Source organism: Streptomyces sp. NBC_00647, assembly GCF_045207245.1.
Taxonomy (GTDB): Bacteria; Actinomycetota; Actinomycetes; order Streptomycetales; family Streptomycetaceae; genus Streptomyces.
Window position 1 is genome coordinate 2,182,152 of record NZ_CP109040.1, and the last position, 14,239, is coordinate 2,196,390.

Annotated in this window: 11 protein-coding genes and 2 rRNA genes; 1 reads left to right on the forward strand and 12 read right to left on the reverse strand. The window is 65.8% G+C overall.

The genetic code is table 11. The features are described from left to right. The first annotated feature begins 39 nt into the window (after positions 1–39). Positions 40–411, forward strand: a complete 372-nt coding sequence (locus OG788_RS09625) for a PRC-barrel domain-containing protein (protein WP_351554188.1) — start codon at positions 40–42, stop codon at positions 409–411. Here the strand turns inward: OG788_RS09625 and OG788_RS09630 are convergent. From OG788_RS09630 to OG788_RS09685, 12 genes are all read right to left on the reverse strand, one after another. Continuing rightward, complete coding sequence (locus tag OG788_RS09630) at positions 333–1,847, reverse strand: DNA polymerase IV (RefSeq protein ID WP_406370148.1); 1,515 nt, start codon at positions 1,845–1,847, stop codon at positions 333–335. The two genes, OG788_RS09625 and OG788_RS09630, sit on opposite strands and share 79 nt — an antisense overlap. 74 nt (positions 1,848–1,921) lie before the next feature. Beyond that, on the reverse strand, positions 1,922–2,596 hold the full coding sequence (locus tag OG788_RS09635; protein ID WP_351554182.1) for a MerR family transcriptional regulator: 675 nt from the start codon (positions 2,594–2,596) through the stop codon (positions 1,922–1,924). Between the two features lie 218 nt (positions 2,597–2,814). Then, the gene (locus OG788_RS09640) at positions 2,815–3,288 is read right to left on the reverse strand and encodes a bifunctional nuclease family protein (protein WP_006123076.1); all 474 of its coding nucleotides are present in this window, start codon (positions 3,286–3,288) and stop codon (positions 2,815–2,817) included. Between the two features lie 86 nt (positions 3,289–3,374). Next, positions 3,375–4,130 carry a MerR family transcriptional regulator gene (locus OG788_RS09645; protein WP_406370150.1) on the reverse strand — a complete coding sequence of 252 codons (756 nt, stop codon included), beginning with the start codon at positions 4,128–4,130 and terminating at the stop codon, positions 3,375–3,377. 42 nt (positions 4,131–4,172) lie between these two features. Further along, on the reverse strand, positions 4,173–5,129 hold the full coding sequence (locus OG788_RS09650; protein ID WP_266756280.1) for an FHA domain-containing protein: 957 nt from the start codon (positions 5,127–5,129) through the stop codon (positions 4,173–4,175). Between the two features lie 61 nt (positions 5,130–5,190). Beyond that, a complete protein-coding gene (locus tag OG788_RS09655) occupies positions 5,191–6,036 on the reverse strand; it encodes a DUF881 domain-containing protein (protein WP_406370152.1) in 846 nt (281 codons plus the stop codon). Between the two features lie 5 nt (positions 6,037–6,041). Next, positions 6,042–6,374: a small basic family protein gene (locus OG788_RS09660; protein WP_003988855.1), complete on the reverse strand. Its 333-nt coding sequence runs from the start codon at positions 6,372–6,374 to the stop codon at positions 6,042–6,044. Continuing rightward, complete coding sequence (locus OG788_RS09665) at positions 6,371–7,279, reverse strand: DUF881 domain-containing protein (RefSeq protein WP_356758881.1); 909 nt, start codon at positions 7,277–7,279, stop codon at positions 6,371–6,373. Before OG788_RS09665 ends, OG788_RS09660 begins: the two co-directional genes overlap by 4 nt. 98 nt (positions 7,280–7,377) lie before the next feature. After that, entirely contained in the window at positions 7,378–9,873 is a 2,496-nt protein-coding gene (locus OG788_RS09670) for a sugar phosphate nucleotidyltransferase (protein WP_406370154.1), read from the reverse strand. Positions 9,874–9,989: 116 nt separating this feature from the next. Beyond that, the gene (locus tag OG788_RS09675) at positions 9,990–10,598 is read right to left on the reverse strand and encodes a CDP-alcohol phosphatidyltransferase family protein (RefSeq protein WP_406370156.1); all 609 of its coding nucleotides are present in this window, start codon (positions 10,596–10,598) and stop codon (positions 9,990–9,992) included. A 174-nt stretch (positions 10,599–10,772) separates the two neighbouring features. Beyond that, positions 10,773–10,889: ribosomal RNA gene (gene rrf / locus OG788_RS09680) — 5S ribosomal RNA — on the reverse strand. An 86-nt stretch (positions 10,890–10,975) separates the two neighbouring features. Next, positions 10,976–14,098, reverse strand: a 23S ribosomal RNA gene (locus OG788_RS09685). Positions 14,099–14,239: the final 141 nt, after the last annotated feature.

Below are 14,239 nucleotides of genomic sequence, written 5' to 3' on the forward strand. Positions count from 1 at the left end.
TAGTACTTACGGATGAGTTTGCGACCACGTGGAGGGACCGTGCAGACCGACATCGATCCGCGCAACCTGATCGGCCGCAAGGCGTTCGACAGCAATGGCACCAAGATCGGCACGATCGACGAGGTCTACCTCGACGACGCGACCGGTGTCCCTGAGTGGGCGGCCATACGCACCGGCCTGTTCAGCAGAGACGCCTTCGTTCCCCTGGAGCCGAGCGAAGTCGTCGAGGGGACCCTGCGCATTCCCTTCGAACGAGCCCTGATCAAGGACGCCCCCGACTTCGGTGTCGGACGTCACCTCTCCCCCGAACAGGAACTCCAGCTCTACCACCACTACGGTCTCGACGTGGCGGCCCCTCCTCCGCCGCCGGACCGGGACTTCGGCCGGCTCGCGGGCACGGAGGACGCCTGAGACCCCGGGTCCGGATCCTGCGTCCCGGCTTCCTCCGCCCACGGCCCGGAACCCGCCGGCAGCCCATCGGCCGTCTCGGGGGTCGTCTCGGGTCTTCGCTCCACCAGGGGCAGCGGATCCGCCGGTTCCAGCTGCGGATCGTCCGTCCGGAACGTCCGCACCCGCCCGGGCCCGGAGTAGGGCGTCTCGAACCGGACCGTGACCCGCCCCAGGCCGCTCCCCTGCACCCATCCATGCCCGTGCTCGGCGTGCCGCACGTCGTGCCCCGAGGGCCACCGCCGCTCGGCCGGCGCCTCCTCCTCCGCGACGGCCCCTTCCGCGGGCTCGTCCGCCGGATGATCCTCGGCCGTCGGCTCGACGGAGGCCTGGGCCTGCGCGAACAGGTCCTCCTGCGTGTAGTCGGCGAGCCCGGAGACGCCGACCCCCAGCAGGCGTACGCCTCCGGTGGTGTCCACGCCCTCCAGCAGCCGCGCGGCGGCCTCCCGCACGACTCCGGTGTCGTCCGTGGGCCCCCGCAGCGTCTCGGACCGGGTCAGCGTCGAGAAGTCGTACCTGCGCACCTTCAGCACGATCGTCCGCCCCGACAGTCCGGCCCCGCGCAGCCGCCGCACACACCGGTCCGCGAGCCGCGCCACCTCCAGGCCCACCCGGACCCGGTCGTGGATGTCCACGTCGTACGTGTCCTCGACCGACACCGACTTGGTCTCCCGCTCGGCCACCACCGGCCGGTCGTCGTGGGCCAGCGCCATCGCGAACAGCGCGTGCCCGTGAGCCTTCCCCAGCAGGCGCACGAGCTCGTCCTCGCCCGCCTCGGCGAGTTCCTCGACGGTGGCGATGCCCGCCCGCCGCAGATGGTCGCCGGTCGCCGGCCCGACACCCGGCAGCGTCCGCACCGGCATCGGCCCGAGCAGCGCCCGCTCGGTGCCCGGCTCGATCAGCACGAGACCGTCGGGCTTGGCCTGCTCCGAGGCGATCTTCGCCAGCATCTTGGAGGCGGCCAGCCCCACCGACCCCGTGAGCCCCGTGACCGCCCGGATGTCCGCGCGCAGCTTCGCACCGGCCAGCCGCGCCGAGGCGTCGTCCCAGGCCGTCCCGCCCGCCTCCAGATCCACGAACGCCTCGTCCAGACTCAGCGGCTCCACCAGCGGCGACAGGGCCCGCAGCAGCCCCATCACCTGCTCGCTGATCTCCCGGTAGAGGCCGAAGCGCGGCACGAGATAGGCGGCGTTCGGAGCGCGCCGGCGTGCCTGGGCCATGGGCATCGCCGAATTCACCCCGAAGACGCGTGCCTCGTACGAGGCCGTGGCGACGACTCCACGGGGTCCGAGTCCGCCCACGACGACGGCTTTCCCGCGCAGGCTCGGCTTGGACGCCTGCTCCGCCGAGGCGAAGAAGGCATCCATGTCGAGATGCAGGATCGTGGGCGCGGTTCTCACATGTCCGATGCTGCCCTACGCCACTGACAATGCCCCGGCACGCCGGGGCATCACGTCATCGAAGGTCCCACGCGTCACACCGCGCGGTTGCGTCTGCGCGCCAGCTCGTCGGCGGGATTGTGCCCGAGGAGCGTCTCACCGGTGTCCACGCGCTCTCCGTGCAGCTGCGACAGGGCACTCTCGACGTCCCGCCACACGACGCCCACGGCAATCCCGAAGACCCCCTGGCCGCCCTGCAACAACGCGTGGACCTCGTCGGGCGAGGTGCACTCGTAGACCGTCGCGCCGTCGCTCATCAACGTCATGCGCTCCAGGTCCTGGAAGCCGCGCTCCCTCAGGTGCTGGACCGTGGTGCGGATGTTCTGCAGCGACACCCCGGTGTCGAGGAACCGCTTGACGATCTTCAGGACCACCACGTCCCGGAAGCTGTAGAGACGCTGCGTCCCCGACCCGTAGGCGGGACGCACACTCGGCTCGACCAGCCCGGTCCGCGCCCAGTAGTCCAGCTGCCGGTAGGTGATGCCCGCGGCTGCGCACGCCGTGGGTCCCCGGTAGCCGACCTCCTCGGGAACAACCTCTCCCTCGCCGGGCACTGCCGTCGGCCGCCGCGGAACCTGATCGGCCGCGCCGCCATGATGAGGGTGCCCCCTGCTCGAGTCGAGCCGAGAGCTTGGGGGAGGGTACGGGCCGCTCTCCCCCAGACCGCGTCCGGGGGCACCCCCAGCCGTACCGTCGCCGCTGCTTCTCACGCCGACCTCCGTCCTTGACCTGCCTTCTCGACGGTAGGCAGTCACCAGGGGCGCGTCAACGATCGCCACACTCGGCACGCCGAGTGATAATCACCCTAAGAGTGGTTTCCCGTGCCCTACCGCGGGGAAAGGCTAGCCGAATGCTCCCGGCACGGGCCGCGGCACACCACACTCGCCGCGGGCAAATGCCGCCCGGAGCTTCCCTCCGTTCCCCGGCGTCACTGACTGTTGGTGCCGAAGTCCTCGGGCGAGATCTGGTCGAGGAACTCGCGGAACTTCTCCACCTCGTCCTCCTGCTCGTCCGGGATCGCGATGCCCGCGTCGTCGAGCACGCCGTCGCTGCCGTAGATCGGCGTCCCCGTGCGCAGGGCAAGCGCTATGGCGTCGGACGGACGGGCGCTCACCTCGACCCCGCTGGCGAACACGAGCTCGGCGTAGAAGACGCCCTCGCGCAGGTCCGTGATGCGTACTTCGGTGAGCTCCTGGCCGACGGCCTCCAGCACGTCCTTGAACAGGTCGTGGGTCAGCGGTCGGGCCGGGGCCATGCCCTGCTGAGCGAAGGCGATCGCCGTCGCCTCCCCCGGTCCGATCCAGATGGGGAGGTAGCGGTCGCCTCCCACTTCACGCAGAAGCACGATCGGTTGGTTGGAGGGCATTTCGACCCGGACACCTACGACATCGAGCTCGTTCACACAGCAACCCTAGGCCGTGCCCGGGACGTTTGGGTAGTCGGGCACAGAACGGGTGGACGATCCACCGCCTGCGCCGGTGCCCCGGATCAGCGCAGTCGCACGCCCAGCGCGGTCTGCACGAGCGCCGCGTGCAGCTTCACCGTGAGGCCCGCGAGCTCCTTCGTACGGGCCTCCGCATGCGCCCGGGTCTGCGGATTGCGGTGCCGCCGCAGGGGCGCGACCACCTGATCCACGAGGCCCGCGTCGCGCTCCGCCGCCGCCTTCATCGCCCGCAGATGGCGCGGCTCGATCCCGAAGCGTCCCAGCTCGACGACGAGCGCTGCGACGGTCACCGCCTCGGCGTCGTAGACACCGTCGGGCAACGGGCCGATCAGCCCGTACGACTCCCACTCCTGGAGCTCCTGCTCGCCGATCTCCGCGGCGGCCAGCAGCTCCTCACGGCCCACCCGGGCCGCCGTGGGCCCCTCGGGCTCGCCGTAGAGCCCTCCCGGGGCTTCTCCCTCGGCCGAGTCGCGCTGGCGCCCCACGGAGGGCAGACGCACCTGCTCACCGCGCTCCAGGGCGTCCAGGTGCTCGCGGATCACCTTCAACGGCAGGTAGTGGTCACGCTGCATCCTCAGGACGTGGCCGAGGCGCTCGACATCGTTCGGGCTGAACTTGCGGTACCCCGAAGGGGTACGCCGCGGCTCGACGAGCCCCTCCGACTCCAGGAACCTGATCTTGGAGATGGTGACTTCGGGGAACTCGTCGCGCAGCACGTTCAGCACCGCGCCGATGCTCATCAGCCCATTGTCCGCCGCGGCGGTACCGCTGCCGGCACCGCCGCTCGGTGTTTGAAGCATGGACATTCCCTCGGTGTCCCCCCGGACGGAGTTGGGGGAGGGTCAGATGCCCCGCTGGCTCGCGTAGAACACCAGCCGGTACTTGCCGATCTGCACCTCGTCACCGTTCGACAGCGGGACCTGGTCGATCCGCTCCCGGTTGACGTAGGTGCCGTTCAGGCTGCCGACGTCGGCGACCGTGAACGAACCGTCCGCCACGCGACGGAACTCCACATGCCGGCGCGACACCGTCACGTCGTCGAGGAAGATGTCGCTCTGCGGATGGCGCCCGGCCGTGGTCAGCTCACCGTCCAGCAGGAAGCGGCTGCCCGAGTTCGGGCCACGCCGCACGACCAGCAGCGCCGAGCCGACCGGCAGCGCGTCGACCGCCGCCTGGGCCTCCGGGGAGAGCATCGGCGACGGCGTCTGGCCCGTCACCTCGGCGTCGTAGGCTTCGATGCCGGAGATGGAGATCGTGGACGTCGTCTCCGACGGACGCTCCGCGGCGCCCCGCAGCGGCGCACCGCAGTTGGAGCAGAACCGGCTGTTCTCCGCGTTGCGGTTACCGCACCTCGTACACACCTGGGCCGACATGGACGGATCCTCCTGCCGCGGCTGCCCACCAGGGGCATGGGACGCATACGGATCGGGGGCGAACCCTCCACCCGTGCTTGAGGCTGACGGGTCCCCGAAACCTATGCGGCCAGGCTGGGCAGGGTCAACAGACGACGCGCCCTGACCACCGGGACCGGTGACCTGGTCCCGGAACAGCGGGCGGTCGCCGCCCTGGGCCTCCGCGTCTCCCTGGCGCGGTGCGCGGTGCCGGGCAGTCGCGTTGTCACCGCTGCCCTCTCGCGCGCTCTTGCCGAACAACTTCGCAAACAACTTCACGGGCGATTCCCCTTGACCGAAACAGACCCGCCCGTGGGGCAGGACGAACCCTGATTGAACACACCGGTCGACCCGGACATCCTCACAACGTCCGTATCCACCAGACAGTTTCCACCACGCACCACCCATTCGGTGCGCCGACCCCCCGCAACCTCATGCCCTCGCCCGGCGGTCCCCATGCGACCCCGGTTCACCGGGAGGACGACCGAGCGTAGTCAGGCCGCTCCGCCGGTCGCAAGGCGTCCACGACGATCTTCGTCGAGCGGTCCACCGTGACGGTGGCCTGCTCCTTCTCCAGTGTCTGCACCACGCCTCCCGGGATGTTCAGCGCCGGCTCAAGGTCCTGAGGCTTGCCGATGACCTTGAAACGATAGGGCTGGGTGATCTTGTTCCCGTCGACCTTCACTCCGCTGCCGGAATCGGCGAGATAGGTACCGGCGACCACGCGTACACCGTTCACCTGGATCGCCTCCGCGCCGGCCGCGCGCAGTTCCTGGATCGCGTCGAGCAGCATGTCCGCCTTGACCGTCCCCTTCGTGTCGTCGATCGTCAGGGTGATGCCGGGTCCCTGAGCGGCTACGGTGCCCGCCAGAATGCCGAGTTGCTTCTCCTTCTCGACCGTCTGCTTGCGGGCCTCCTCGGCCTGGTCCGAGCTGTTCTCCAGCTCGGTGCGCTGATCCTCGAGACCCTGCTTCTCGTCCTCAAGACGCTGAGTTCGGTTGTCGAGTTCATCGAGAATGCGCACGAGATCCTCTTGGCGCGCTCCGCGCAGGGCGCTGTCCCCGTCGCTGTTGGACGCCACCTGGACGGCCAGGCCGAAACCGAGGCCGAACAGCAGCACCGCGACGATGAGTTGGGCGCGCGACACACGCGGCGGCCACAACCCCTTGCCCAGCCTCTGACGGCCGGAGAGCGACGGCTCGCCGCTCTCCTCTGCCGTATCCGGCTCGGGCTCCTCCGCGGCCGCGGAGACCTCTTCAGGCAGCTCTCTGCGCAGCGGGTTCTCGGGGGCTTCGTCCTCGTTGCTCTTGCTCATCGCCCTCACGCCCGGAACACGTGGCGACGGATCGCCGCGGCGTTGGAGAAGATACGGATGCCGAGGACGACCACGACACCGGTGGAGAGCTGGGCACCCACACCCAACTTGTCGCCCAGGAAGACGATCAGCGCGGCGACGACCACGTTCGACAGGAACGAGACCACGAAGACCTTGTCGTCGAAGATGCCGTCGAGCATCGCGCGCAGACCGCCGAACACGGCGTCGAGCGCCGCCACGACGGCGATCGGAAGGTAAGGCTCGACAACCGCCGGAACCTCGGGCCGGACCAACAATCCAGCCACGACTCCCACGACGAGGCCCAGTACGGCGATCACGATGTGCCCTTCTCTGTGCTCGGCTCTGCTGTACGTACGATCACACTCGGTGCGGCGGACAACCGGACGTCGCCCTCGGTGGAAATGCTGGTCCGGATGCCGTAGTTCTCCTGCAGGGCATGCAGATACAGCCCGTCGGCGCTGTTCTGGAACCTGGTGCTGAGCCGCTGGCCGTCCCCCACCGCGAGCACCGTGTACGGCGGCACGAGCGGCTTGTTGTCGACCAGTATCGCGTCACCCGCGGCCCTGATCGCCGAGAGGGCGGTCAGCCGCTGTCCGTTGATCGCGATGGCCTCGGCGCCCGACTCCCACAGACCGTTGACCACGCGCTGCATGTCACGGTCCCGCACGCGTCCGGTGTCCGAGAACCCCGAGGTCTCCCTCGGATTGCTGCCGTCACCGCCCGTGCTGGCTTCCTTGGCGTCGTTCACGACGAGCTTCACACCCGGGCCGTGCACATCGGTGGCACCCGACAGGATGCTCACGAGGTCGGCCTGCTCACCGCCGCCGTCCTTCTTGAGCGCCTCGCGCTGGCGGGCACTCACATCGGCACGCAAGGTGTCGACGTTGTTCTCCAGCTTGTCCGCGGCCGACGTCTCCCGCTCGATGCGGTCGATCAGCTCCTGGCGCTCCTTGGCGACGACAGGAGCCGCGATCCGCGCGTTCGCCGCCCCCACGGTGACCACGAGCGCCGCGAGCACCAGACCTGCGGCAAGACCCAGCTTGGACCGGAGCGTCTTCGGCATGCCGCCGGCGCCCTCGGCCTCCCTGCGGGCGGCCGCCTCGGCGTACCCGTCGTCGAGGCTGTGATCCATGACGTTGGTGAGCAGCGACATGGAGGCGTCCGGGCGCGGGGGGCGCGGAGCGCTGCTCCGAACGGGGGGCTGCTGCGGCATGCCGCACATCGTCGCACGTCGCGGGTGCTACCTCCGAATGGCCCCACCAGCGTGCCGGACAGGCCCCCTTGGGGACACTTGTCCGACACGCACGAGTGAAGATCGTTTCAGCGGCCGGCGCTGTCCACAACAGCCGACCACTCGTCGAGCAGAGCCTCCGCGGAAGCGTCGTCCGGACCCTCCGCCCACAGGTGGGTGACCGCCTCGGCCGGGTCGGGCAGCACCATCACCCAGCGCCCGTCGGTCTCCACGACCCGCACGCCGTCCGTCGTGTCCACGAAGCGGTCTCCCGCCTCCTCCACGACCCGGCGCATCACCAGCCCCTTCACGGCCCACGGCGTCGCGAGGTCCCGCTTGAGGACATGCGCCCGCGGAATCCGTGCGTCGATCTGGCTGAGCGTGAGCTGTGTCCGCGCCACAAGACCGATGAGCCGGACGAACGCGGCCGCGCCGTCGAAGACGCCGCTGAACTCGGGAATGATGAAGCCGCCGCGGCCGTCGCCCCCGAAGATCGTCGTCTCCTCGCGGCCCACCCGCGTCAGGTCGTCCGGCGACGTGGTCGTCCACTCCACCTGCGTGCCGTGGTAGGCCGCCACCTGCTCGGCGATCCGTGTGGTGGTGACCGGCAGCGCCACCCGCCCACTGCGCCGCTCCGCGGCCACCAGGTCGAGCATGACGAGCAGGGCCCGGTCGTCCTCGACGATCCGTCCCTTCTCGTCGACGAGCGACAGCCGCTCGCCCACCGGGTCGAAGCGCACTCCGAACGCGGCTCGCGCCGACGCGACGATCTCGCCCAGCCGCACCAGGCCGGCCCGCCGTGTGTCCGCCGTCTCGGTCGGCCTGGACTCGTCGAGACCGGGATTGATCGTCAGGGAGTCGACGCCGAGCTTGCCCAGCAGACTGGGCAGCACCAGTCCGGCGCTCCCGTTGGAGGCGTCGACGACCACCTTCAGCCCGGAATCCGCGATACCGGTGGTGTCGACGTTCCGCAGGAGCGATCCCGTGTAGGAGTCGAAGACACTGGCCGGGAAGTGCAGATCCCCGATCTCGCCGGGGAACGCGCGCCGGTACTCCTGCCGCGCGAACACCCGGTCGAGCTTCCGCTGCCCGCCCTGCGACAGGTCGGCACCCTGCCCGTCGAAGAACATGATGTCGACGGAGTCCGGCACTCCGGGTGTCGTCCGGATCATGATTCCGCCCGCACTGCCCCGGGCCGTCTGCTGCCGGGCCACCGGCAGCGGTACGTTCTCCAGGTCGCGTACGTCGATGGCGCTGGCCTGCAACGCCGAGATCACGGCCCGTTTCAGCGCGCGAGCACCTCGGGAGTGGTCACGGGCCGTGGTGACGGTGGAGCCCTTCTTGAGGGTCGTCGCGTAAGCCCCCGCGAGGCGCACGGCGAGTTCCGGGGTGATCTCCACGTTCAGGATCCCGGACACACCGCGGGCACCGAAGAGCTGTGCCTGCCCCCGCGACTCCCAGATCACCGAGGTGTTGACGAAGGCGCCGGCCTCGATGGTCTTGAACGGGTAGACGCGGACGTTGCCCTGAATGATCGATTCTTCACCGACGAGGCACTCGTCGCCGATGACAGCGCCGTCCTCGATCCGCGCGGCTCGCATGATGTCGGTGTTCTTTCCGATCACGCAGCCGCGCAGATTGCAGTGCTGACCGACGTACACGTTGTCGTGCACGACAGCTCTGTGCAGGAAGGCACCGGTCTTGACGACGACGTTGGAACCGATGACGGTGTGCTCGCGGATTTCGGCGTTCGCCTCGACCTTGGCGTAGTCACCGATGTACAGGGGCCCACGCAGCACCGCGTCCGGATGCACCTCGGCACCCTCGGCGACCCATACGCCCGGAGAGATCTCGAACCCGTCGAGCTCGACGTCGACCTTGCCCTCCAGGACGTCGGCCTGCGCCTTCACGTAGCTCTCGTGAGTACCGACGTCCTCCCAGTAGCCCTCGGCGATATAGCCGTAGATCGGCTTGCCTTCCTTCATGAGCTGGGGAAAAACGTCTCCGGACCAGTCGACGGATACGTCGGCCTCGACGTAGTCGAAGACCTCGGGCTCCATGACATAGATGCCGGTGTTCACGGTGTCCGAGAAGACCTGGCCCCAGGTCGGCTTCTCCAGGAAGCGTTCGACCTTGCCTTCCTCGTCCACGATGGTGATACCGAATTCCAACGGGTTGGGGACGCGCGTCAGACAGACGGTGACGAGCGCGCCCTTCTCCTTGTGGAAATTGATGAGTTCGGTGAGATCGAAGTCGGTGAGCGCATCACCGGAGATGACGAGAAACGCGTCGTCCTTCAACGCGTCCTCGGCGTTCTTGACGCTCCCGGCAGTGCCGAGGGGCTTCTCCTCATTGGCATAAGTGAGCTCCATGCCGAGCTCTTCACCGTCACCGAAGTAGTTCTTGACCAGCGAGGCCAGGAACTGAACAGTAACGACGGTCTCGTTGAGCCCATGCCTTTTGAGCAGCCTGAGCACATGCTCCATGATCGGCCGGTTCACCACCGGCAGGAGCGGCTTGGGCATGCTTGAGGTCATAGGGCGAAGGCGTGTGCCTTCGCCTCCGGCCATCACGACGGCCTTCATGTCGGAAGCGTCCTCCTTGAAGAGACGACGGTACAGCCGACTTCACCCGTCCTGATTGTCCCGCAGTTTTCGAGCGCGGGCCATCGGGGCACTACAGCCGCCCAATCGGGCCGAGCTCAATCGGCCATGGTGTCCGCCCGGACCAACCGGCGGACCTGCACCACGTAGAGGACTCCTGCCCACCAGTAGAGGGTTGTACCCCATCCTGCGAACGCCCATCCGAAAATAGCGCCGACTGACGCGATCCAACCGTTCGCGTCACTGAGCAGCAGCAACGGGAAGGCGTACATCAGGTTGAAGGTGGCCGCCTTCCCGAGGAAGTTCACCTGCGGGGGCGGATAGCCGTGACGCCGGAGGATCCACACCATCACCAGCAGAACCAGCTCGCGTGCCAGAAGCGCGGCCGTCAGCCAGATCGGAAGAATCTCGCGCCAGGTGAGGCCGACGAGCGTCGACAGAATGTAGAGCCGGTCCGCCGCGGGATCCAGCAGCCGGCCGAGGCTGCTGATCTGGTTCCAGCGCCGGGCGAGCTTCCCGTCCAGATAGTCGGTGATACCGCTCAGCATGAGGATGAGCAGCGCCCAGCCGTCGCTGTTGGGGCCGCCGAACTCCGGCCTGAGGATCAACCACAGGAAGACGGGTACGCCGACGAGGCGCGCCATGCTGAGGATGTTCGGGATGGTGAGGACCCGGTCCGTCTGAACGCGGGTCTCCTGGACCTCCACCCGGGGGCCTCCTGTGGGAAATGAGCCAACGATGCCCCCTGACCTTACCCGCAGCCCCGACGCCGCAGCGCAGAGGGGGAGGCGTCACGGTAAAACGTCACGGGGAAAACCTGCCGGAAAACAAAAAAGCTCCGGCTCTCGGGATGAATCCCGAGAGCCGGAGCTCTAATTTTAGTTCGGCGGCGTCCTACTCTCCCACAGGGTCCCCCCTGCAGTACCATCGGCGCTGTGAGGCTTAGCTTCCGGGTTCGGAATGTAACCGGGCGTTTCCCTCACGCTATGACCACCGAAACACTATGAAACTGTCAACCGGAGCCGTGGCATAGCTACGACGGTTGTTCGTGGTTTCAGAACCAACACAGTGGACGCGAGCAACTGAGGACAAGCCCTCGGCCTATTAGTACCAGTCACCTCCAGCGGTTGCCCGCCTTCCAGATCTGGCCTATCAACCCAGTCGTCTACTGGGAGCCTTAACCCCTCAAGGGGGTGGGAATACTCATCTCGAAGCAGGCTTCCCGCTTAGATGCTTTCAGCGGTTATCCCTCCCGAACGTAGCCAACCAGCCATGCCCTTGGCAGGACAACTGGCACACCAGAGGTTCGTCCGTCCCGGTCCTCTCGTACTAGGGACAGCCCTTCTCAATATTCCTACGCGCACAGCGGATAGGGACCGAACTGTCTCACGACGTTCTAAACCCAGCTCGCGTACCGCTTTAATGGGCGAACAGCCCAACCCTTGGGACCGACTCCAGCCCCAGGATGCGACGAGCCGACATCGAGGTGCCAAACCATCCCGTCGATATGGACTCTTGGGGAAGATCAGCCTGTTATCCCCGGGGTACCTTTTATCCGTTGAGCGACGGCGCTTCCACAAGCCACCGCCGGATCACTAGTCCCGACTTTCGTCCCTGCTCGACCCGTCGGTCTCACAGTCAAGCTCCCTTGTGCACTTACACTCAACACCTGATTACCAACCAGGCTGAGGGAACCTTTGGGCGCCTCCGTTACTCTTTAGGAGGCAACCGCCCCAGTTAAACTACCCATCAGACACTGTCCCTGATCCGGATCACGGACCCAGGTTAGACATCCAGCACGACCAGAGTGGTATTTCAACGGCGACTCCACCATGGCTGGCGCCATGACTTCACAGTCTCCCACCTATCCTACACAAGCCGAACCGAACACCAATATCAAACTGTAGTAAAGGTCCCGGGGTCTTTCCGTCCTGCTGCGCGAAACGAGCATCTTTACTCGTAGTGCAATTTCACCGGGCCTATGGTTGAGACAGTCGAGAAGTCGTTACGCCATTCGTGCAGGTCGGAACTTACCCGACAAGGAATTTCGCTACCTTAGGATGGTTATAGTTACCACCGCCGTTTACTGGCGCTTAAGTTCTCAGCTTCGCCACCCCGAAGAGTGACTAACCGGTCCCCTTAACGTTCCAGCACCGGGCAGGCGTCAGTCCGTATACATCGCCTTACGGCTTCGCACGGACCTGTGTTTTTAGTAAACAGTCGCTTCTCGCTGGTCTCTGCGGCCACCCCCAGCTCACCGAGTAAATCGGATCACCAGTGATGGCCCCCCTTCTCCCGAAGTTACGGGGGCATTTTGCCGAGTTCCTTAACCATAGTTCACCCGAACGCCTCGGTATTCTCTACCTGACCACCTGAGTCGGTTTAGGGTACGGGCCGCCATGAAACTCGCTAGAGGCTTTTCTCGACAGCATAGGATCATCCACTTCACCACAATCGGCTCGGCATCAGGTCTCAGCCTTAATGTATGACGGATTTGCCTATCACACGGCCTACACCCTTACCCCGGGACAACCACCGCCCGGGATGGACTACCTTCCTGCGTCACCCCATCACTCACCTACTGCAGGTCTGGTCCGTCGGCTCCACCACTCCCCTTTGCCCGAAGGCTCCGGGGCGGCTTCACGGACTTAGCATCGCCTGGTTCAATGTTTGACGCTTCACAGCGGGTACCGGAATATCAACCGGTTATCCATCGACTACGCCTGTCGGCCTCGCCTTAGGTCCCGACTTACCCTGGGCAGATCAGCTTGACCCAGGAACCCTTAGTCAATCGGCGCACACGTTTCTCACGTGTGTATCGCTACTCATGCCTGCATTCTCACTCGTGAACCGTCCACCACTGCCTTCCGGCGCGGCTTCACCCGGCACACGACGCTCCCCTACCCATCACAGCGGGCGTTGGCCCTATTGCTGCAATGACACGACTTCGGCGGTACGCTTGAGCCCCGCTACATTGTCGGCGCGGAATCACTAGACCAGTGAGCTATTACGCACTCTTTCAAGGGTGGCTGCTTCTAAGCCAACCTCCTGGTTGTCTGTGCGACTCCACATCCTTTCCCACTTAGCGTACGCTTAGGGGCCTTAGTCGATGCTCTGGGCTGTTTCCCTCTCGACCATGGAGCTTATCCCCCACAGTCTCACTGCCGCGCTCTCACTTACCGGCATTCGGAGTTTGGCTAAGGTCAGTAACCCGGTAGGGCCCATCGCCTATCCAGTGCTCTACCTCCGGCAAGAAACACACGACGCTGCACCTAAATGCATTTCGGGGAGAACCAGCTATCACGGAGTTTGATTGGCCTTTCACCCCTAACCACAGGTCATCCCCCAGGTTTTCAACCCTGGTGGGTTCGGTCCTCCACGACCTCTTACAGCCGCTTCAACCTGCCCATGGCTAGATCACTCCGCTTCGGGTCTTGAGCGCGCTACTGAATCGCCCTATTCGGACTCGCTTTCGCTACGGCTTCCCCACACGGGTTAACCTCGCAACGCACCGCAAACTCGCAGGCTCATTCTTCAAAAGGCACGCAGTCACGACGCATTGAGTAAACTCAATGCGCGACGCTCCCACGGCTTGTAGGCACACGGTTTCAGGTACTATTTCACTCCGCTCCCGCGGTACTTTTCACCATTCCCTCACGGTACTATCCGCTATCGGTCACCAGGGAATATTTAGGCTTAGCGGGTGGTCCCGCCAGATTCACACGGGATTTCTCGGGCCCCGTGCTACTTGGGTGTCTCTCAAACGAGCCGTTGATGTTTCGACTACGGGGGTCTTACCCTCTACGCCGGACCTTTCGCATGTCCTTCGCCTACATCAACGGTTTCTGACTCGCCTCACAGCCGGCAGACTGTGAAAGAGAGATCCCACAACCCCTTGCATGCAACCCCTGCCGGGTCTCACACATACAAGGTTTGGCCTCATCCGGTTTCGCTCGCCACTACTCCCGGAATCACGGTTGTTTTCTCTTCCTGCGGGTACTGAGATGTTTCACTTCCCCGCGTTCCCTCCACACTGCCTATGTGTTCAGCAGTGGGTGACAGCCCATGACGACTGCCGGGTTTCCCCATTCGGAAACCCCCGGATCAAAGCCTGGTTGACGGCTCCCCGGGGACTATCGTGGCCTCCCACGTCCTTCATCGGTTCCTGGTGCCAAGGCATCCACCGTGCGCCCTTAAAAACTTGGCCACAGATGCTCGCGTCCACTGTGCAGTTCTCAAACAACGACCAACCACCCATCACCCCCGGTTTCCACCGGAGTGCACTGGGGCCGGCACTGAAGGCAGCCAACATTCGGCCGTACCTTCAGACACCCAACAGCGTGCCCGA